At 54.3% G+C, this 21,275-nt stretch carries 17 protein-coding genes; 7 read left to right on the top strand and 10 right to left on the bottom strand.

The genetic code is table 11. From position 1 onward, the window contains the following. Positions 1-33: 33 nt before the first annotated feature. From MME58_RS13755 to MME58_RS13765, 3 genes are all read right to left on the bottom strand, one after another. Complete coding sequence (locus MME58_RS13755) at positions 34-984, bottom strand: FAD binding domain-containing protein (RefSeq protein ID WP_055005783.1); 951 nt, start codon at positions 982-984, stop codon at positions 34-36. Then, the gene (gene paoA / locus MME58_RS13760; protein ID WP_055005784.1) at positions 981-1,649 is read right to left on the bottom strand and encodes an aldehyde dehydrogenase iron-sulfur subunit PaoA; all 669 of its coding nucleotides are present in this window, start codon (positions 1,647-1,649) and stop codon (positions 981-983) included. Before paoA ends, MME58_RS13755 begins: the two co-directional genes overlap by 4 nt. 698 nt (positions 1,650-2,347) lie before the next feature. Further along, positions 2,348-2,839, bottom strand: coding sequence for a hypothetical protein (locus tag MME58_RS13765; RefSeq protein WP_233590956.1), 492 nt, complete (start codon positions 2,837-2,839; stop codon positions 2,348-2,350). 407 nt (positions 2,840-3,246) lie between these two features. Here MME58_RS13765 and MME58_RS13770 point away from each other — a divergent pair, with 407 nt between their 5' ends. Both MME58_RS13770 and MME58_RS13775 read left to right on the top strand, forming a co-directional pair. Beyond that, a complete protein-coding gene (locus MME58_RS13770) occupies positions 3,247-3,837 on the top strand; it encodes a YiiX/YebB-like N1pC/P60 family cysteine hydrolase (RefSeq protein ID WP_055005785.1) in 591 nt (196 codons plus the stop codon). 85 nt (positions 3,838-3,922) lie between these two features. Further along, positions 3,923-4,258: a hypothetical protein gene (locus MME58_RS13775; protein ID WP_147479849.1), complete on the top strand. Its 336-nt coding sequence runs from the start codon at positions 3,923-3,925 to the stop codon at positions 4,256-4,258. 487 nt (positions 4,259-4,745) lie between these two features. Here the strand turns inward: MME58_RS13775 and MME58_RS13780 are convergent, their stop codons facing one another. The 3 genes from MME58_RS13780 to MME58_RS13790 form a co-directional block, all read right to left on the bottom strand. After that, positions 4,746-5,498: an SIR2 family NAD-dependent protein deacylase gene (locus MME58_RS13780; protein WP_055005787.1), complete on the bottom strand. Its 753-nt coding sequence runs from the start codon at positions 5,496-5,498 to the stop codon at positions 4,746-4,748. 211 nt (positions 5,499-5,709) lie between these two features. Then, a complete protein-coding gene (locus MME58_RS13785) occupies positions 5,710-6,639 on the bottom strand; it encodes a hypothetical protein (RefSeq protein WP_055005788.1) in 930 nt (309 codons plus the stop codon). Positions 6,640-7,448: 809 nt separating this feature from the next. After that, on the bottom strand, positions 7,449-10,055 hold the full coding sequence (locus MME58_RS13790) for an AAA family ATPase (protein WP_055005789.1): 2,607 nt from the start codon (positions 10,053-10,055) through the stop codon (positions 7,449-7,451). A gap of 380 nt (positions 10,056-10,435) precedes the next feature. Here MME58_RS13790 and MME58_RS13795 point away from each other — a divergent pair. Next, a protein-coding gene (locus MME58_RS13795; RefSeq protein ID WP_103715205.1) for an IS3 family transposase occupies positions 10,436-11,598 on the top strand; the annotation gives its coding sequence in 2 pieces (ribosomal slippage) (positions 10,436-10,691 and positions 10,691-11,598; 1,164 coding nt in all). Here the strand turns inward: MME58_RS13795 and MME58_RS13800 are convergent. Together MME58_RS13800 and MME58_RS13805 are read right to left on the bottom strand one after the other, a co-directional pair. Then, positions 11,556-12,269, bottom strand: a complete 714-nt coding sequence (locus MME58_RS13800; RefSeq protein ID WP_241409100.1) for a ring-infected erythrocyte surface antigen domain-containing protein — start codon at positions 12,267-12,269, stop codon at positions 11,556-11,558. The genes MME58_RS13795 and MME58_RS13800 overlap by 43 nt on opposite strands. A 325-nt stretch (positions 12,270-12,594) precedes the next feature. Continuing rightward, the gene (locus tag MME58_RS13805; RefSeq protein ID WP_055005081.1) at positions 12,595-13,338 is read right to left on the bottom strand and encodes a hypothetical protein; all 744 of its coding nucleotides are present in this window, start codon (positions 13,336-13,338) and stop codon (positions 12,595-12,597) included. 1,148 nt (positions 13,339-14,486) lie between these two features. Between MME58_RS13805 and MME58_RS13810 the strand changes: the two genes are divergently transcribed. Further along, on the top strand, positions 14,487-14,834 hold the full coding sequence (locus tag MME58_RS13810) for a hypothetical protein (RefSeq protein WP_241409101.1): 348 nt from the start codon (positions 14,487-14,489) through the stop codon (positions 14,832-14,834). Positions 14,835-14,940: 106 nt separating this feature from the next. Here the strand turns inward: MME58_RS13810 and MME58_RS13815 are convergent, their stop codons facing one another. Further along, positions 14,941-16,065 carry a hypothetical protein gene (locus MME58_RS13815; RefSeq protein WP_055005079.1) on the bottom strand — a complete coding sequence of 375 codons (1,125 nt, stop codon included), beginning with the start codon at positions 16,063-16,065 and terminating at the stop codon, positions 14,941-14,943. Between the two features lie 573 nt (positions 16,066-16,638). On the opposite strand from MME58_RS13815, the gene MME58_RS13820 reads away from it, so the two are divergent. Both MME58_RS13820 and MME58_RS13825 read left to right on the top strand, forming a co-directional pair. Continuing rightward, positions 16,639-17,385, top strand: a complete 747-nt coding sequence (locus MME58_RS13820; protein ID WP_055005078.1) for a hypothetical protein — start codon at positions 16,639-16,641, stop codon at positions 17,383-17,385. Positions 17,386-17,575: 190 nt separating this feature from the next. After that, on the top strand, positions 17,576-18,748 hold the full coding sequence (locus MME58_RS13825; protein ID WP_055005077.1) for a phospholipase D family protein: 1,173 nt from the start codon (positions 17,576-17,578) through the stop codon (positions 18,746-18,748). A gap of 193 nt (positions 18,749-18,941) precedes the next feature. On the opposite strand, the gene MME58_RS13830 is transcribed toward MME58_RS13825, so the two are convergent. Beyond that, positions 18,942-19,898: a tyrosine-type recombinase/integrase gene (locus MME58_RS13830; RefSeq protein ID WP_082427114.1), complete on the bottom strand. Its 957-nt coding sequence runs from the start codon at positions 19,896-19,898 to the stop codon at positions 18,942-18,944. A gap of 193 nt (positions 19,899-20,091) precedes the next feature. Between MME58_RS13830 and MME58_RS13835 the strand changes: the two genes are divergently transcribed. After that, positions 20,092-21,168 carry a DNA-binding protein gene (locus MME58_RS13835; RefSeq protein ID WP_055005076.1) on the top strand — a complete coding sequence of 359 codons (1,077 nt, stop codon included), beginning with the start codon at positions 20,092-20,094 and terminating at the stop codon, positions 21,166-21,168. Positions 21,169-21,275: the final 107 nt, after the last annotated feature.

A 21,275-nucleotide genomic window follows, 5' to 3' on the forward strand; every position in this document is an offset into this window, starting at 1 on the left:
TCGACCGCAGCCGTGCAATGCCGGTGATTGTCTTTAGGAAAACGCGCTGGAAAGAGCAAGACCAATCGTGCGTTCTGCCAGTTTGATTTTGAAAGCGTTCTGCGCAGTAGGATTGGCACCAGCCAGCAAACGTGTAGCCAAGGCACTCGCGCCGTCAGGGAAGTACACTTCGGCATCCTCGCTCCGCCAAGGCTTGTAGGCCACGCCCCCCAGGGCCAGTTGCCCCTTCTGCTCTGGCAGCACGATCGCCGCGACCGAAACCAGCGCAAATGCGTAGGAGGCACGGTCACGAACCTTGTAGTAGATATGCTTGCCGCCTATAGGTTTAGGCAGGGTCACAGCAGTAATCAGTTCGGCATCAGTTAATGTATTTTCTATATGCGGGGTATCTCCGGGAGCCCGGTAAAGATCATCGATTGCAATCGTCCTGACCTGGCCGTTCGAATCAAGTGTCTCTATCGACGCGCCCAATGCGCGCATCGCCACGGCCATATCGCTGGGGTGGCTGGCAATGCAGGCATCGCTGACACCAATGATCGCTTGTTGCCGACTCGCACCACCCATCGCAGCGCAGCCAGCACCCGGGCGACGCTTGTTACACGGCTGATTGGTATCGTAAAAGTAGGCGCATCGCGTGCGTTGCAATAGATTGCCTGCCGTTGTGGCTTTGTTGCGCAGTTGCCCTGACGCTCCCGCAAGCAGCGCTTTAGACAGTACGGCATAGTCTCGGCGAATCTGTGGCGCGCTGGCCAGGTCGGTGTTGCGCACCAGGGCGCCGATCCTTAATCCGCCGTCCTCGGTCGGGGTGATTTTGTCGAGCGCCAGTCCGTTTACATCAATAAGGTGCTGAGGGGTCTCTATTTCCAGCTTCATCAGATCGAGCAAACTGGTACCGCCGGCGATGAATCGGAAGCCCGAATTATTGGCGGCAGCGTTCACCGCTTGTTGTACAGATGTCACCCGTTCGTACGTGAAAGATTTCATGCCTCACCTCCGGCCACTTCATGAATGGCATCGACGATGTTGGAGTACGCGCCGCATCGGCAGAGATTGCCACTCATGCGCTCGCGTATTTCAGCAGCGGTGACGGGACTCTTGGCGATCAAATCATTACTTACGTGGCTGGGTATTCCGGCTTTTATCTCTTCGAGCATCGCGACTGCCGAACAAATCTGTCCAGGCGTGCAGTAACCGCATTGATAACCTTCATGTTTGATGAATGCCGCTTGCAGAGGATGCAGATTATCCGGCGTGCCGAGCCCTTCGATGGTGGTGATGCTGTCGCCTTCGTGCATGACTGCAAGCGTAAGGCATGAGTTGATTCGTCTACCTTTTACAATCACCGTACAGGCACCGCACTGGCCGTGGTCGCAGCCCTTCTTGGTGCCCGTCAAATGCAGCCTTTCTCGAAGGACGTCGAGAAGAGTAGTGCGGTTGTCTACATCCAGAGCAAATCGTCGACCGTTGAGGATGAACGTTACATGGCTGACCGGCGGGCTGTGGGGTGCGGACTTGATCCTGGCAACCGCTTGAGCATCATCGACCTTCGCGAACAATGCTGTGGCTGCAGTACCCGCAGTGCCGATCAGAACCTGTCGCCGGGACAGCTCAATCCCGGCGTCGGCCGTAGTGGGTTTTCCAGTGTTCATCAACGTCTCCATTAACTAGCGGCTCGGGTGGCTGAAGCCGGATGCTCTTGCATGATCCTTTCAGGCGCATTGCATTTAATTGGCAATGTGCTGTGTGAACATTTGTTGTTGGACCTCTCAGGGTTGGAGCCTATGGCACTGGACTTCGGCTGATAACCGGGATTTTCAGAATGAAGCCATGAGCAGGGCTCAGCAGTGCTCCCTGAGTTTCATCACCGCGCTGCACTGATGTGCCTTTATCACCCCGTCATAAATCAGAATGACCTTGCCCACAACGTGTTGAGGGTTCATAACGCTTATCTGATCGACTCATGCATTGTCTTCGAAGATGCGCTGTAACATCACTCGTCAATCACTATCGAGCAGTCCGGTTTTTAATGGGGAAAAGTGATGATAAACTTGAAGGACATGGCGCGCGCAGTGGCGGCGCAGTAGCCAAAGAGTAGCCAACGATTGCGCGAGAGTGCGCAAGATCTACAGTCCAGGCCACCGAAACTTCGGTTCCACATTTTTATCTGCTGCAAGAGGAGGAGGGCAGGCCCGCGTTGGCGTGTAGAATTGCTGAAGTTAAGGCTTCACATCTCCCTTACGTCTGCCCTCGCGTTCATCCTCTTCCAAAGGCTTCGAGAAAGCCCGCAGAGCGTGCTTTTCTCGTGGACGGATTGGTCATTGCGCTCAACGGTAAGGACTTCGCAACATTACTTCGCCGCGAGTTGTTGGGCCTGCTGCAACTGATCGGGTGAAATCTTGTGTGCGCGGGCCTGTTTTACCAAGGCGTTGTTGGCAGTCGCCAGACCAGCGGTCAGGGTTGAGATCTCCGTAACCAAAGCGCCAATTTTGGATTTTTTGATTTCGGGATCCATACTCTGATCCGCCATGAGTGACTGCAACTCTTGCTGTTTCTCCTCGATCTGTCGCTTCAGCTCACGAATCATCTTGAGGGTTTTTTGCGTTTGGTCTGGTAAGCCGCTTGATTCGATATCGGCATTCGACTTTGGCTTATTGTCGTCGGCAGACTTCTGAATGCCCGCACTGGACAATGAAACTTTTACCCCTTCGGCCGGAACCGCAATTGACGCTGCAGAGGACGACTCAAGCGACTCATCCGTAACCTTGCCAGTGTCAGGACTGGACGCAGGGACGACCGTGGGCGTGAAGCTGAAATTGGAGAGCTGAGTGGAGATGTTCAACGTGTATGCCTCATGAAATGCCCGCAGTACGCCATCGGTACGGAAATGTAGCAAAACGTATCATCTATTCTATATCGGCCAGCCCCACAAAATCTGTAGGTTCTGACTCACTGATTATCGAAGACGATGATGATACGTTTGCGAAAGCAGTAGAATCATCTATTCCATTGATTTATATAGACTTCTAATCATCGACAGGTCGTTCCAGTCTCGACGGGAAAAGCCAGTGGAATTGATCAACTCTTGCCCGGTCAGTGGATGTCGGGCTGACATGCGCAAGGTGTATTTCGCGTACGTTTGACCCGAGCCAGAGATCGCCTAAGATGCGAGAGGGCGGCCTAGAAAGTTTAAGCCACTTTTCGTTTATAAAACTGAATGACCCAATCAGCTCAACATAGGGATTGAAGATGTTTTCACATGGAGATCTGCTCTTTACACAGATCGGCGCTGGGGACAACGCGATCTCAGCCGTTACGGAGGGCTACCGTGGCGCAAGGGTAAACCACGTCGGAGTTATCCTCATCAACAACAAAGGGACTTTTGTGCTTGAGGCTTTCCCACCCGAGGTGCGCGTAACCCAAGTCGATGTGCACCTGAAGAGATCGCAGGATGTTCAGATGAAGCCCAGATACATCTGCGCAAGGCTGAATGAGCCGTATACCAAGCTGATAGCCCCAGCTGTAGAGTATGGGCTCAACCGTCGAAACATTCCCTATGATGAGCTCTATCTTACCGATGCATCTGCGCTTTACTGCAGCGAGCTGGTGGTCGATATGTTCCGCTACGCCAATGCAGATGAAGTCTTTTTTCCGGAGAAGCCCATGAGCTTCAGGAGCCCTTTCACCGGAGAGATTCTTCCAGCGTGGACGGCCTACTACCGCCAGTTTGGGATGGAGGTGCCTGATGGAGAGCCTGGGTCGAATCCTGGGGACATCAGTAAGGATTCAAGGCTGACCATCATTGAGGTTGCCGGAAAGCTAACTGGCTACCGCCCTTGACTGGGTTCAGCCTTTCGTCAAATCCGGAAAGGCTAGAGCTCGTGCTGACCTACATCTGGGTGAGGTGCCTACCCTTCGCGATGGTGTGTTTTCAGATCTGCCCGAGTTTCTCGATGGTTATGTTCAACAAGAGCTTCGGGATGTGATTCTTTCGGATGAGGGTGTCATCGCTGCGGCAGGATCTGAGCTATTTTCGGTCGAGCTGGAGGAGGGAAGATCGTTCAGCGAGCCGCTTTGGGGTGCTTCTGATACCTGGGAAGTATCTGGTTTTGGCACAGTCCATGGAATGGATGATCGTGCTGACTCCGACGATGAGGGTCTTGAGCCGGCGGACGCAATCCGTTGTTGTGGCTGGGTCAAGTTTTCCAAGGCGGGGCGGGCTGGCCTCAAGTACCAGCGCAGCGGCGGTGAGTCTCTCTAGAGCACGGATCGACCGACGGCCCGAGCGACGAGCAAGGGTGGTTTACCAGGCTCGAGTCACGCATGGTTGAGACGATACGGATGGACGTGTGGCCTCCGACGTCTCAAACCAATCTCAAGCCACCGGGTGTGTCGATGTCGGCGGCTGCATCCTTTTCTCGCCTCGCTTCACCCATGCGCATCAGCAAATTCACCGCTCCTTGGCGGGTGATTACTCCACAGATTTGTAGAGTCGTGATTTGGCTTTACAGTATCCCTTGGAATCGGTGGTACATCGCATCCGCAGCGTCCAGTTTCAGCCAGTTCGCAAGATTTCGTTCGAAACGTTCAATTTCGCTTGCTCGTAAAGGGTGTGGCGGTTTTTTAGCTGCCATGCATGTGATCCTATTGATTAAGGGCAGTACCCATGGGGAGATGACTTGCCTCAACGGCTACTGCTCGCGCGCTCGTTTCGCTCTGGTAGATGCGACGCTTAAGCTTTGTACTGTTTAGAGAAATGCCCTTTCAACCAAGGCCGTCATGCTATGCGCTGCGGTGCCCTCTACGAAAAACTCCTGACTGCTAATCGCAAAGCGTGCTGGGTTGATGTGCACGACCTTTGCGCCATTCGCTAAAGCTGCGAATGGCAATTCTGCGGCAGGATAAACGATCCCGGATGTGCCTATCGATATGAACATGTCGCAGTCTTTTGCGGCAGTCATTGCATTCGCCCATGCGTCATCCGGAAGCATTTCGCCGAACCATACGACACCTGGTCTCACATACCCGTTACACCTGGTGCATCGTGGTGGTTCGATGCGAATCCCGGCTTCTGGTACTGGCTCAGAAGGGAGAGGGGCCTCGTGTGCGGCGCTGCAGTCGATGCATCGAGGCGAATGCAGACTTCCATGGAGATGAGCCACTGCGGAACTTCCTGCTCGCTCGTGGAGGTCGTCCACGTTCTGAGTGATGACCGTCAATTTGGGCACGTGGTTGGCGAGCTGGGCGATTGCATAGTGTGCCCCGTTAGGTTGGGCCTGGATGACTTTGTGTCTACGCCATTCGTACCATCCCCAGCAAAGGCCTGGATCTGCGCGGAACGCTTCGGCTGTCGCGAGCTTCGACGCATCGAAGTTTTCCCAAAGGCCAGTCAGTGCATCTCTGAATGTCGGAATACCACTTTCTGCTGATGCGCCGGCGCCTGTAAAAACCACGACGTGTTTGGCTACCCGAAGGTGCTTTGCAATTGGGGTAATGGGCATCGCTGCTTTCCTCAATTTTCATTTGCCGAGGCCCGGTTTTTTTGCGAGGGCGTCGTACGTTGTCTGGGCATTGGACGTGCCGCTCTGCGGACGGCTGTCGTAAACCGAGCCACTCCGTGTCTCGGCCCGATGGGCTTCCATCCTCGCGCCTACGACCGGTGGCCTGCGCGCTCCGCTTGCTGTTTTATGCGCTGGACAGAATGACGCCTGTTCAGCACTCGATGAAATGATCCGCTTGGTCAATGTACATTTCGATGTTTTCGAAGAGCCAGGTTTGGTTAGAATTTTCCCCTCGGCCGCTCGTTCTGCGGAGACGAGCTTTCCACTGCCCAAAGAAGATGTATTCATGTTGGCGTTTGAGCAGGGAGGCGAGGGTGGACTGCTTTAAAATCACCTGAGGCACGGTCTTGCGGACGATGCCGTCCTTGTCGGGCTCAACATAGGGAGAGGTGAGCTCTGCCACGTGATACGGGAAGCGCTCGCTAGGTGGACGAATGTCTTGAACATACCCGGCAATAGCCAATGGAATTGTCAGGGTGCCCGTACCGTAGTAGCGAGTGAAGTCGCAAAGGTTGCTGTGATCGAAGTAGAATTTACTCCAAGGGATGGTGGTTTCCTTGGATTTCAGCGTAACGAGGTTTTTGAGCTCGTCATTGTCTTCACACAATGCCCTCAGCTCGAGTATCTGACCCAAGGTTTTCAGATAGTTGGAAAGGCGGCCCTTGTTTCCATAGCTTTTGTTCTGCGATTCAGAGGATCCCCAGCCTCGCCCACGAGCATCCACTTCTTCGTCATCAAGCTCCCAAAGGGCTTTGATCAGTATGTGAAGACGAAACTCAAATTTCGACGCTGAGATGGCCGAAAACAGATCTGAAGACGATCCTTTTGCGATGATGCTGAGCTGTCCCCCAAGATTGTATTTGCAGTTAGCATCGTGGTTGAACCGCTTCTTCAGCCTGAAGCAAGGAGCCACCTCAATCGTCTTGGTGGCGTATCGTCTGTCATGTCGCTTGACGAAAGATAGCCGCGCTTCACACCCGTTGGATGGGCAAAATAATTGTCCTACAGGGTTCCCTTCATATTGCAGTGCACTGGCTTTTGCTCCAAGAGCGTTCCTAGCCTCAGGGATTTTGCTTCCCATTCATTCCTCCTTGGTCTACAGCTCAGGGCATGGACTGCATGTGGCAGCACTCGCCAATCGTAGCCTTAAAGGCGGTCATATCACATCTCAGATTCTGGCCGACCACTACGATTGTGCTGCGAGCACAAGGTACTGACCCATCTACAGGCGGGCTGTTTTCCTGGTGCTCCACAGACTGAATACGTGTTCAGCGGAAGCTGGATCACTGCGTCTACTGCTCCCCGGCAGTAGTCATCCCCGCCCTCGTAATAGAAATGGAGCTATCCGAATTTGGATTTGATCTGCCGAGCGTTACCGGGTGGGGTTCCGGGTGTTGTTGCAGATGATCCTGAACTGTGTCGCATAAGGTAATGAGGGTCATTCTCCACCGTACTGGGTCGAAATTGATGATCGATGGTCAGTCAGCGGGTCGGTATGGAGTTCGGTAGACCGGTGGAAGTTTGAGGCTTTCGACACGATGGATGGCCGGCATCTGGGGACGTTTTCAGACCCTGAAGATGCCGATGAATTTGAAGAAACGGGTGAAATTTACTGTGATGGCTGGCTTGAGTTTGCAAAGGCTGGACGTGCTGGGCTGAAGCTTCAGAGCAGTGGCGTCAAGGCTGAGTGAAGACTTGGTGAGGCGTGCATTTCTTCTTGGTAACGGCGACCTATCGACTAACGACGCGATTTTGGGCGGTATGTTTACCGTAAATGGTGCGCCGCCTACTGATACGGTGGCCGGAACGATGTGTAACTTCGCTCCGGCAACTGCAGCCGCCTCGCCTAGCTCAGAGGTCTTCGATACTCGGAAGCTTTGACGGTGAGCGTCAAGCCACTCGCTTAGCGTAATCCTCCATCCAGTCCGCAAGCGACTGCATATCAGCTTCCAGCTGAATGAGCTCGGGTGGCACGGCCGGGAGATCATCTGCCTGCGAATGTTCGTACACCGAGTAGCGGGTCATTAGGTCATCGATGAGATCGCAGTCGTTCTGAGTGATGTTGCTCAGTTGTCGGAGGAGCCCTTTGGTCATCACCTCGCGGCGGAATCGCAGTACGACATTGTTCAGCATCACTACCTCAACAGTGCGCTCCACGATGATCCGGAAATCACTGCAAACACTTTTGGCCATGATGTCGTAGCTATCGACATCTCCTTCAGCTTGGTGCCTTTTGAGACGGGGCAGAGTCTCCTTCAGCAGCTTGTTGATGGCGGATTTTGGTTTCGAGTCGCGAGCACTTTGCCCGGTTAAAATTCCGGATGTTTTATCTAGGCGTCGAAGCGTCTGCACTTCGTGTAGCACGTCTGGAAGATCTGGATGGTCTTTCACTTTTTTCACAGCGCCGTCCAGCAGGGTGACCAGAGATAGCCTGTGGGTGAAGATGATGACCTGACGGGTCTGTGCTAAATCGACCAGGCGCGCAACAACTCGCTCCTCAAAGTCTTGGTCGAGCGAGGAGATCGGGTCGTCAAAGATGAACGGCGCTACCTGGTTCGAGCCGGTGATATCGGCCAAGAATGCAGCCAACGCGACAATCCTTGTCTCACCTTCGCTGAGAATTTGCTCGGGCGGGCGGCTTCCTATCGCCCCGACAAGCGTCAGCCCGAACGTCGTCCTGCCTTTACCGACTGTCTTGCTTTGGGGAGCTACAGGCAACCTCGAGCCGCCTAGTAGTTTGAGCTCTGCCGCAAAGCGAGTCTGGTAGCCGGCCTCTACCTCGGATTTCGCCAGTTCGTTGTTCTTGCTCGTTAGCGTGTTGGTTGCGGTAAGTCGGATGGCCTTACCGTACTGGTCAACTGCCAACAGCCGGTCACGTTCGGCCAAGATGGCGGGTTTGTTTTGAGCCAGCCATTGTGTGCCTTTCAGCTTACGAACTTTGTCTTCCATCTGCTGCCGTTTGCCGTCCTGCAGCAGGTCACTCAACGATTTTTCTTCGATGGCGAGTTGCTCGGTTTGTACGGCTAAAGCTTGATCCACCGGTGTCCAGTCGAACACGGAAATCTTTTCGATTTGGTCAGCTGTGTCAAGCTCGGTGCGCCTTTTCAACAAGTCTGCGTACAGATCATTGGCCTGCTGCTGTTCCAGTTTGAGCAGAGACATATGTGCTTGCCATCCTTGTTCATCTGGCAACGGGGGCATGGCTCGGAGCAACTGCTGATATTGGCTCTCGGCCTCTTTGGCTGCCCGCTCCAACCCCTCGGTAACGAACTGCTCGAAGTGCAGCAATCGCGTGCTCGCGTCTTCATTGAGCTCCTGCTGACAGAGCACGCACTTGGCGTCCTCGCCAACAACAGGGAATTGTTGGTCGGGGTAGGCGTGGGCTCGAGAGAACATCCGCGCCTGTGCCCACAGCTGCTGCCATATAGCTTCGCCTACGCCCTCAAGTGGTGTCTCAGCAAAAAGCTGCTGAGCAGATTTCTGGGCGGCCTGGCGCTTTAGCTTTGCCTCGGAGTGAGCACTCACGATGATCTTTGCTGCGTCGTCAGAAAGCTTTTCCTTGAGTTGAGTCATAGCTAAACGAACAGATGTTAGACCCTGCTTTTCTTTGTTGATTGAGGCCAATCTTCCAGCGATGTCCTTCTGGGCTAGCGCACCTTCGGTTGCGATTCGATCGGCATCGAGTTCTTCGGTGAATAAGCACGTCTTGTCGATGGCAGCGTTAGTGGTCGCCTGCTTAAGACTGGCAAGCCAGCGGCTCTCGTCAGTCGCTCCGAGATCCGCAGGAAATTGCGGCAATGCACTGAGCAATGCATTTTTCGACGTTGTGAGGTGTTGGTTAACCTTGTCTGACACAGAGATCAATGACGCCACGAATTTCATCTGGCTCGGCTCGTAGCTGGCCTCGCTTTTACCCATGTACTGGGTAGCCGTTTTGGTGTCGAAGATCTGGGCGTGGCGCAGTAGAGGGTCTGCACCCTGGACAAGCGTCCAGTCGATGGTTCGCTTATTCTCTCCCGCTGAAACCTGGAATTTAGCGCTGCAGGCCACCAGCTCTTCGATGAAGACGTTGGGGTGAATCTCATCTTTCGATCTTGAGCCGCATGCTTGTTTCAGGAGGCGTGCATACCCGCTTTTTCCTGATCCATTTTGGCCGTAGAAGACTGTAATGTTGCCGGGGCCGAAAGGCAGCGACGCTCCGGATTTGATGGCATTTAATCCGTGGACTTCTGATATTCCGTCAATTCTGATGGCAGGACGATTCGCAGCGAGGGCCAAAGACCCTGGCGTTACAGTGCTGAAGCCTGGGTCTTGTTCCTTCTTTGATTCGATGATGCAGAGGCGAGCAAGCTCTGTGATCTGGTCATCTGTAGGGGGCTTCTTGGACTCGATTAGATTCTTTGCAGCTGTCTGCAACCACCGGTTTCTTTCGCCGAGCCAAGCTTCAAAGTCGTCGGTAACGGGCGCGCCCAATCCATTTACATTCGGAACAGCCATCGAGATCTCTCCTTGAAAATACTGCGGAAGATTAAGCATAGGCGACTGGTGGCGAATCGCTATGCTGACGGCTCTAGTCGTATTCAGTTTTTTGCTTAGAACAAAGTTTGATGAGTGCGTCAGGTGGGCTTGGGGTTGTTGCACTGCTTGGCACGGTTATGAGCATATGGAAAGAAATGCCCTATAGAGTTCAGGGGGCTCGTTGGTCTGTTTTACTAGACGCATCGTCCCTTTCTCACGCTAAGCATCTGCTCGGCCCCGCGTGGCTTGATCATTTGTACTCTTCTGGGTTTTTGAGAAAGTCCTCGGCGATGTGATGCAGTGGTCTAATGATTCCGGACACTCATTTAGGCGAGAATATCGCCAGATAGAGGTGTCTGATGACCAAACAACGCCGTACCTTCTCTGCTGAATTCAAACGTGAGGCCGCAGGCCTCGTGCTCGATCAGGGCTATAGCCACATTGAGGCCTCCCGCTCACTAGGGGTGGTCGAGTCTGCGCTGCGTCGCTGGGTGAGCCAGCTCCAGCAGGAGCGCAATGGCGTAACGCCTCAGAGCAAAGCCCTGACGCCCGAGCAGCAGAAAATTCAGGAGCTGGAAGCGCGGATCGCTCGTCTTGAGCGGGAGAAATCCATTTTAAAAAAGGCTACCGCGCTCTTGATGTCGGAAGAACACGAGCGCTTGCGCTGATCGATCAGCTAGGTGCCCATGAGCCGATCGAATTGCTGTGCGAGGTGTTCGAGACACCTCGCTCGTGCTACTACGACCATTGCCAGCGGCGTCGGGCTCCAGACGCTGAGCGGGTTCGTTTACTCAGTCGAGTCAATGAGCTGTTCGGGCAAAGTCGAAGCGCTGCAGGCAGCCGCAGTATCGTTTCGATATTGCAGGAAGATGGCGAGCAAATTGGTCGGTTCAAGGTACGTGGCCTGATGCGGGAACTGGGATTAATCAGCAAGCAACCTGGCTCTCATGCTTATAAAAAAGCAACAGTGGAGAGGCCTGACATTCCGAACATTTTGAATCGGGAGTTCGATGTACCCGCGCCCAATCAGGTCTGGTGTGGCGACATCACCTACATCTGGGCGCAAGGAAAATGGCATTACCTGGCGGTGGTTATGGATCTTTATGCGCGTCGGGTGGTGGGCTGGGCGTTTTCAAACAAACCGGACACGGACTTGGTCATCAAGGCGCTGGACATGGCTTATGAGCAACGCGGCAAGCCTCAGGGCCTGCTGTTTCACTCAGATCAGGGCTCCCAATATGGGAGCCGACAGTTTCGCCAGCGGCTTTGGCGATACCGCATGCGCCAGAGCATGAGTCGCCGAGGTAATTGCTACGACAACTCGCCGATGGAGCGTGTATTCCGCAGCTTGAAAACCGAGTGGATACCCGCCGTGGGCTACATGACGGCCCAAGAGGCACAGCGGGATATCAGTCATTATCTGATGCATCGCTACAACTGGGTTCGGCCACACCAGTTCAATGATGGACTGGCACCCGCTCAGTACGAGAAAAACCTTAACGTCGTGTCCGGGATCAGTTGACCACTACAGGTATCTGTCTTCGTACGGTCTACATACGCCCATCCGTAGTAAATGATGGGGTGGGTGGGGAGGTCGTCCAGATCCTGCTCCCAGATGCAGCTGAAAATGCTGGCATAGGGCACGTCCTGTCCAGCGATATTCAGTCGGCGAAATTCAAGGCTCTTGTCGGAGCGATATCGTATGTATCTGCTGACCACCGATCGAACGGAGTAGATGGGCCCTACGAGACCTGATTCTCCCAACCGAGGGGTGTAGGGTCGAATGCTTCTAGCGCGCTTTTTCGCAACCTGGACATCCGCGCCTGGTTCGACGGCATGCTCGTCATAATACGAGCCAGGACGTTCAAGCTTGAAGACGTCCACGATAGACTGGTCGACTGTGCTGTGTTCCTGCCCGTCCAATTCAGCTGGCTGGATTTCAATATCCACCGGCTCGCCATGCGCAATTCCACAAGTCTCACTGTGGGTTCCATAGACCTTGAAGTGCGGGACGACTCGCATGTTTTGGACGTCCTTGTCCAGATTTGCGCATGTCACCTGAGCGGCGCAGTCCGCGGCGGGACAAACGAATGCGCGCTTATTGGTAATAATGCCAGACCAAAACAGGTCGTACGCACGGTCAGGATCGACAAAATCGTCAGCTTCAACGCTGTAGGCGACATCCAATGCCATAATTCACAAATCCTTTTGAACCACCTGAAAAGAGTGGCCAGTATTGGCCACGAACGCATTGCGGGCCACTGGTTTATGGCTATCACTCAAGCGGCCACACCTGCCGAGCTGTTTGATTTCACTCTTCGGAGCAAGCGAGCGGACGTCATGCGGTAACAACCTACAGGTTAACCAGGCGAGTCGGGGGCGCAACAGGTGATGACGAGTTGCTGGCCCCCTAAAGGACGCGGATCGGATCTGGGAAGGTACATCATTGGTCGGACGGTGCACCTGCGTCCTCACGCGCAAATGAAGTCCGCCCTACAGCCACACGGCGTTTGCATGCTTACCGTCTGGAGAGGCGGTTAAACACATCCTGGTAAATCTGGCCGTCAGCAAGGGAGAAGAGCAGCATCTCAACCTCATGGATGTGATGCGGATTCCCCCAAAGCTCAATGCTTACGTTGCGCACGAGCGAGACGTAACGCGGATAAGCAGCACGCTCTGAAATGAAGTGCTTTTTTCTCAAATCCTTCGGGTCGGTGCTCTCGCCGGGAAGCAGACGCTCACCCAGGATTAGCGTGGTCACATCGAGCATCTTCAGGCGGGTGTTCCGGCCCTCAGGCATTGGAAAAATAGGATGTTCAGCACCCATCAGATAGTTGATAGCATTAAGGGAGTATGCAACTCGTGCATCGTAGATGCAGGCCCAGTCTGGGCACACGATCGATGCCCATTTTGACCAGCTGCTAATTTGCTGGAAGCGTGGCTGGAAGCCCACAGGTATCTCGGCGATTCCCTTTAAAGATGAGAAAAGCCCTAGCGTCTCATCGACCTTGGAAAACCGAGTGATACCACCCCATACCTTGATGAAGTAGGTGGCCACGCGCCCGTCTTCAATGTCACAGGTGCTTGAGTTGACGAGGGCGCGAAGCCCTGCCTTCAGTTCCAGGGTTCGATCAAACGCGTTTTGACCTATGAACGCAATTCCGAACTGGGCGCTGGCGAAGGTTTGGTCAAACGTCCAGTTGTAGAGTGCTGGCAGATCATCTTTCTTGTCCTTAAGATATCGAGCAACGTAGCTGTCCATTTGCGTCCTGGATACACATAAAGAAACCATGATATCAAAACGCAATCACTCCAGGGTGGCTGTGTGTAAGCTGTCTAACATCAGGGCGATCTTTTGCTGTCCTCAGCCCCAGTACTTCAAACTCCACACATCGCAGACCTCTACCTGCCGCGGGCACAGGAGAAAAGCCGTCAGTAATGCCCATTCCTAAAGCCGATCGCGTTTCGCTGCGCGTCACCGCACGGCAAAGTGAACGCTCTGCGTAGCATGCAGAGGATTTATTCTGACCTCAGTGAGGTCGTAATCTTGACCCAAGCGCGCGAGGGACGGCGCTAGGAAAACAACAGAAATCTGTAAACCCAAAAAACAACTTGTTAACCATCGCGGTTAACAGATAAAAATCTAGGTTTACATCGACCGAGCAGCGGGCCCTGGCGACCTTGTCCGCAGGCTGGAAACCGGTTGGCCGATATCTCTATTGGACTCGACGATATCAGCAAACCCTCGGTCAGGCGCGGACAAGATTGCTCCAAAGCGATATTATTTATATTGAAGCGACAACTTGGTTACCCCACCCCCTTGAAAAATTTCAAGCGAGACGGAGTTCTATATTTGTAGGCAAAGAAAAAGCATGGCCCCTGGGCGCTCTCCGCACAAGGGTCATACTCGTACGATCACGTGCTCTTAAAACGCCCTTCAAACAGAATGCTGTGTGCTTGCTCTCGTCGCTGAGGTTGACACGCCGGCCTTGTGATCGGCCTGCGGCTGGGGGGCAGGGGAGGCGGTCATTCGGCGGCTCGCCGCCGACTTTTCTTTGCTGGCAAAAAACAAAACTAGGGTGAAAAAATTTCAAGCCTAACGGCCAAAGGCTAAACGGGATAACTCCGTCTGAAGTGTAGAGAGGGAAGACGGCCGCTACATTTCCTTGGCTGGTAGCCTTGACGGATCGTCTGGCGAATCGCTTTAGATGGATATTTGACTGCTACTGGTCGAGGCGCGATCTGGCTGCGCATGGCTTTTGCCGGAGGTGACACATATCCTGGCCAGCCTCTGAATGCACAGCGGCGGCCTCAAGGGCCAGCTTTAAGCAGATCTTGCCCTTCCATGGCTGTGTGAGAGATGCCTACTTGTGCGGGCCATGATTAAGACCAGTGCGAAGAGTGTAGATTTTGATAAACACACAGGATTTCGAGATTTGGTCGGTCGCGGCCCAGCGATACGACGCCCAGCTGGAGTCGATGCTGGAGGCCATGCTCAAGGAGTATCGTCGGCACCCTGGTTTGGAGCATCTGGTGAGGCTGTATCCATCCAGCCTTGGGGTTTCAGGCTTTAAAGCGCTGGAGAGGGCGCTGACAGCAAGCGAACGCTATGTAACGGTTCGAGACTGGGGGTTTGTCGAACTGCGGTCAGGGCTTTATTGGTTTTTGAAGCGTCGCCTCCAGCAATCGCTCATCGAGGACGGACAAGCCAGTCAGGCCATGCGTGACGATTATTTCGCCGCTGACCTGGGGCTGTGATCTCAAAACACGTTGGCTATCTGAAAGAGAGAAAACTCGGCCCATTGGGCGCCCACGTGATCTAGCAGTCGCGGCGTCAAGTGGCGAGCTCCTGCACTCTCCCGGCTCAGTCCTGATCGACCTTCATTGGCATTCGTTTGATCAGTTTCGCATCCAACACCAAGCATGCTTTGCTCAGCGATGGCCACTCCACAAGCTTGGTACCTGATAGCGATTGAGGGCACAACAAGAGGAGGTCACCCAGGCGGAATAATGCAAATGCTTCCACGACGGGAAACCCCCTAAGTGCCTGTGGCTTACCCCACTGTGAATCGAAGTCTTCGACGGCGTAGGTGGTGTCTTTAACCATGTAGGAGGCTACCTGAAGATCCTTGATGCCGATCACGCTGGCGGCACTGTCAACCACCATGGGTATGGTTGCCGGGGCGAAAAAGAGCGCACCGGAAATAGCTAATACAATGCCGCCTATTGTGTGGCGGGTGCGCATCGTCTGCTCGTCCTTCCAGATGTAAAATGCGGCAGCTGGTAGCAGACCAAGTACGGCGGTGATGATGCAAATACCAGCGAACCTGTATAAGCCAAAGCGATCGGTAGGCCACATGTAGCTATTTATTAGAAGGAACATTGGAAACATTGCCGAGATCGCAGATCCCCAGATAGCTCCTGCAAGGCCGACGAATTTTGCTACCCAAGTGGCTTTGGTAGCCGGTGCCGAGTCGCCTTCCTGTCGTGCACATCCATCGATTGCTGCCTTGAAGCGGTGTATCAGAAGCATGGCGAGCAGGGTCGCTGTTACGGTGATGCCTGATGTCGACAGCGCAAAGAATGCACTACGATGCTGTCCGAGTATGATTGAGGTAACCATGGTCGTGATCCCAGCCAGTGCTGGTAGGACGAGCATAGTCGCCATGTACGGTTGTATACCCGGGGTACGGTTGAAGAACGCGAGCGCCGACGCATAGAACGCAGAGGTGGCCATCAAGCCTGCGAAGTACAGCGCAAGTGTGAGGGTGGCGATGACGATCCAGGGGATGAGCGCTGTGGTAGTGCCGAGCGCGGCCCCTAGCAAGACCGGATATCCAATAGCGTGCAGATACGTGAAGAGCACACAGAAAGTCAGGATCGAGCCAAGGCCCGTCAGGACAGTGCCGACAGCTATAGGGCGTGAGGTAATGTCCTTCACCATCCTTCTGATCAGGCCAATAGCAGAGATATTTAGATTTTCAGTCATGGGTACTTATAGTGTTGTGAAGGAGAGTTCAAGGGAAGACAACGTGCATGCATGCCCCCAGCCGATACGACGTAGCGTTTGCTGCAGACGAGCCGTTTTAAGCTAGGTGCTGGCATGTCCATGGTCACTTGCCTGACATTGTTTGGTATTCGTGCTCTTGATCATTAGCCAGCTGGTTCTCTATCAGCGATGGCTCAATGTGTGGGTTATGGCTAGGGGAGTTTAGCGCTGTTTATGGATGGCTGGCTGCATCGCTTGTATAGGGCTTGGAACGCGCCGTTGGCGCTAGTAGCAGCGTGGCTTCAGGTTGTATTTTCCGTACTTGGCGGTCGTGACAGATACATCGATTAGATATCTAAAAGCCCGCCGCGGTCGCTCGATCAATGAACGCTAGGCGAAGGCTTTGAGCTCGACCTAGGTAGCGTTAAACCTCGCACTCATTGGCGCTCCGGGCGGTGGCCGGCCACCGATTCCAACATCTACCTGTAGGCAGCCGAACCAGTTGCTGATGAACCGATATCGAACAGCTTCGATATTAATTTCCTCGAATCTGTACCCGCATCGGGCAAGCAGGTGGCATTCAGAAGAGAGGTCTCCGACTATGTGGATGGACTGTTTCGTGTCACGTTTGCGAACGCTGGCGAGCTCTCCGATGGTATCGTCCAAGGGCTAAGCCGACTGAAACAGTCTTCTACGGCCATAAACGAATCGGAGTTTCAACAGCGCCTGGCTGCTCGTCCATCGAGCAATGAATCGAGATGGGGTGGCTACACTCAGGACGCTACGGTTGAGCTTGCATTCCTCACGCAACCCACGCTATCTGGCGCGATGCGAGTTTCCGATAAGCAGAGAGATGACATCTTCGTCCAGATGTCTCAGGCGGGGCTTTGTCAGATCAGGGATGGCTTCAAGGCGTTTGACCAACCTGATGTACTGGGGCTGGATACCAACGGCGTCAAATGGCGCGTCCAGGATGACGGGCTTCAATGGGTATCCGTAGCGCTCACGGTGCCAGGGAACAGGAACGATATGTTCGCTTCCTACTACGTGTCACCTTCTAGAGCTCGATCCGCGGCTCTTGCTGCTTTTAACTTGATGGGGCAGGGCCGGCATGGCTGGTTTCAGCTTGCCCTCCACGGTATGGACAACAAGGTATTCCTCGAGCCACCTACGGCCTCGGTATCAAGCATGTCCATTCCCCACCGTCCAGAGCGAACCCTGCAGGAGCGTCAGCTGCTCATCCCAGCAAGCAAGGGTGCGTTCGAGCACTGGCTGGATGATGCGTTGTTCAGGTTAGGGCGAAAGCTGACTCTCGTATGAATTAGCCGGCGCGGCGTGTCACCCCTCGGACTGCGCAAGTGCTGGCGATGTGGCAGTATATCCTGGACGGCAATGTTCCTGTCTGTGCGGCTGCTAAACCAACGAAAAAAAGCCGGCAAAAGCGCGCCGAAACTCTCTAGTCGCATGGGCAGGTTCCCCAACTCCTTTTCTCAGGACGGATGTTCACGTAATGGATTTATTGCTGCTCCCTCAAAGCTCAAAAGCAGAGCTTGCTGACGTATACCTCCGTGCCCTACGGAGCTCAACCCATCTGTACATCGTCAGCGCCTACCTCACTCACTGGGATATCGAGGAAAAGTTAGGTAAGCAGTGCGAGACCTTCACATTTATCGTCGGCAAGGACTTTGGTATCACCCGGATAGCTGCCTGCGAGCAGGTACTTACGTGGCTGCCTAAGAAATGGCACGAGGAGTTCCTCGTTGCGGAGGGTATCGTGGGCTTTCACCCCAAGGCAGTATTCTGGCGGGAATTGAATGGATCGTGCTATGCGCTAGTGGGCTCATCAAATCTCTCAAAAGCCGCGTTTTCGTCCAACCACGAAGCTAATGGATACTCACTGATATCGAAGAAAACGTTTCGAACGGCTGAGAAGTGGATTGAGAATCTTGCAAGCAGCTGCGTGACATTGGATGCCAACTGGCTAGCGGGGTATCAAGAAGCTAAACAGCCAAGTAAGCCCAAGCGGCAGGGGCGGCATAATGAGGATGACGATGAAGTCGTGTTCGAGTTGGCGCTACCGAACCCTAGAACCCTTTCCAATCTCAACGAAGTACTGGCTCGCCGTCGAGCCCAAATGCGTGAGTTCGCCAGGATCCGATCGGATCTAGTCAAAGCATTCCGGGAAGCCTCGGATAAAAAGAAATGGGAAGAGAGCGACGACACTAGATTCTACGACCAGCTCAACGGTCTCTGGTCTTACTACCGTAGGAATCGGTTCCAGGGCGCAGGCTGGGAACGGCAGGGAAAGAGCAGTAATTTCCAGGAGCTGGCCATAAGCGTAGTGCGGGTACTCGAGGCGACGGAGATGTCGCGAGATAGGGTTGTCAGACTCGAAATTGACCGCCTTAACAGCGCTGGTGTAACCACTCGAGGTGCTCTGTTTTCCGAGATGCTCTGCCAGTTCTTCCCCAAACGTTACTATGTCCTCAATGGCCCTATCCGGGAATGGCTTCAGGGAACAGGCGTTGATACGGTGAGAGGCGCAAGTCAGGGGGCCAACTATATCCGATCGGCTCGGTTGCTTCGGGTCGCGCTGAGCCGGGCCAAAACCTACCCTGCAAAAAATCTGGCTGAGCTTGATGCCGTGATATGGCGGCAGCGTAACCCAAACGTGGCAGTCTGAAAGTGAAGTGAAGGTGTCGAGTCCCGCTTCATGGCACCCTGGTTCGTCACGCAAAGGGGCTGATTCACTACGCGACGCTTCTCTGGACGCGATGCGGATCTAGGGCGCGCAATGGATCAATCGATTCGGGCATAGAGCTGACACCTACAGGCTATGCGCTCCTGCCGCCAGTAACGCTGTGGCTGTAGACACCTTACTGTCGCGCGCCTTCGAGCTGCTTTCGCGATGCTGGCACCGAAAGCCCACCGAACGAAACACTTGCATCAACATAGCGCAGCGCAGATTTCATGTCCTTCCATCCGACGTAGCTCATCAGCCCTTTAATGTCCCAGCCATTCGCGGACGCCCAGGTCGCAAATCCGCGTCGCAGCGAATGACTGGTGTACAGCGACTCCGGCAGTCCAGCCTCGGCAAATATCCGCCGTAACATTGGGATCAGGCTGTGGGGTCGGATAGCCCCATCACCTAAATTCCCCCACCGATCCAGCCGACGGAACACTGGCCCGGTTGAGATCCCCGCCACAGTGATCCAGTTGAGGTAAGCGTCCACTGGGCAGAGCTTGGTGAGTGCCGGTGTATGAAATGTGGTGCCCTCGTGCTCACGGTCACTTTTGGTGTGGTGAAGAAAGAATGTGATGCCTTCTCCGCTGGACGCTTGGGTGTCTTCGACGTTGAGCCTGGCCAGCTCATCACCCCGGAAGCCTCGCCAGAACCCAATAAGCACCAAGGCGATGGATCTGCGATGACGCAACAAGGATTTGTAATCACCACGCTGCGCTGCGGCGCTCGCTTCTGTCTCCAGCCAATGGATCGCTTGCTCAAGATGCCTCAACAGGACAGGAGCCGCCTGCTTGACCTTGGCCGGGTGAACGACTCGGATGCCTTTGATCATCTGTCGAACGTTCGGGGTTTTGGTGGGGTCGGGGAATCCTTGAGTGACATGCCACTGAGCCAACGCTGCCAGCCGCTGCTTGAGCGTGCTGATCGCATGTTTGTCGGCGTACTCGGCCAGATAGCGAACCACGCCATCGCCGGTCGTGGGTAGATAACCACCCCACGTCACTTCGAAGTGCTCGATCGCAGCGCGATAGCTCTTACGCGTGTTTTCCCTCGTACCCGCCGTGAGATACCGATCGGCCTTACCCACCATGCTCAACCTCGAAATTTGCCGCTTCCCGGCTATTACAGGCGACCAGGGATGGTTTCGGCCTTTCAGGGTCGTCAAGAGGCTATAAACATCAATTATGGCCTTTTAAACTATAACTTTCAAACAATTCAAAATCGGCGTATCGTTGAATGTAATTTCATTGGATGTAATACCATACGAAATCGTAGGAGCTGACATGGCCCGAGGCGGTATAAACAAGGCTGTGGTGCAGAAAGCCCGCCACGCATTGCTGGTCAGAGGCATCAATCCCACAATCGACAAAGTGCGCGCCGAGCTCGGCAATACCGGCTCAAACACGACCATCTCTAGGTATCTCAGAGAACTCGAATCGGTAGAGCCAAGCGCTGAGTCAACCGGGAAGAGATTGGGTGACCAACTGACCTCCATGGTCGAAAGCCTCCTCAATCAATTGCTGGAAGAGGGGGCGCAAGTAGCTGACCGCGCAAGAGCTGAGTTCGGTATCGAGCAAGCAACATCGCAAGCGTTGGTTGCCGACCTGCAAGCTGAACTGGCGTCATCGCAACGCGATGTGGCTACCCAACGAGAAGCCCTTGTGGCCCAGACGGCTGAGTTGCAGACGTCCCAATCGTCGCTGCAGGCCGAGCTGACCCGCAATGCAGGGATTGCCCAACGCTGCGGCGATCTTGAGGTTCTGGTCGCTGAAAAAGACAAGCAGATCCAGTCCCTCGAGGAGAAGCATGTCCATGCGCGTGGCGCGCTTGAGCACTATCGGGATTCCGTCAAGGAACAGCGCGAGCAGGATCAGCGCCGGCATGAATCCCAGCTTCACGAAGCTCAGGTCGAGCAGCGAAAGCTCCGGGAATCGCTGGCGGTCAAGCAGGATGAATCCACACGACTCAACCGTGACAATGAGAGGTTGCTCGGGGAATCACGGCAACAAGTCAAAATCCTGCATTCCCAGAGCGATCAGATACAGACACTGAATGCCCAAGTGCAGGCGCTCACGCTAGCGGAAGCCAGAGCAGGGGCGATCATTGAGCACCACAAAACCAACGCGAGTGAACTGGGCAACGAGCTCAAAGCGCTCCATATTTCCGCGGCGCAGAGCGCTGCTCGTGAAGCAGACTTAGCTAAGCTTGTGGCTGATTTGAAGATCCAGCTAGAACAATGCGTGGACACACAGCCCGATCGGGAAGAGCCACCGTCTCAGACCAAGCCGCCTGTATCAGTGAACCAGGACACACCGACACCGAAGGGTGCTCATCCGAAGCGAAAAGGGAAGGAGCTATGACACTTGAACCTAGGACTCAACCGCGGCCATTCGAGAAAAACCATCAGCTGCAGCGAGCACACGAAAAGATCAATCAATTGATCGTCGCAGGTCGTCTGACTATGGTG

The organism is Pseudomonas syringae pv. tagetis (genome assembly GCF_022557255.1).
Lineage (GTDB): Bacteria > Pseudomonadota > Gammaproteobacteria > Pseudomonadales > Pseudomonadaceae > Aquipseudomonas > Aquipseudomonas caricapapayae.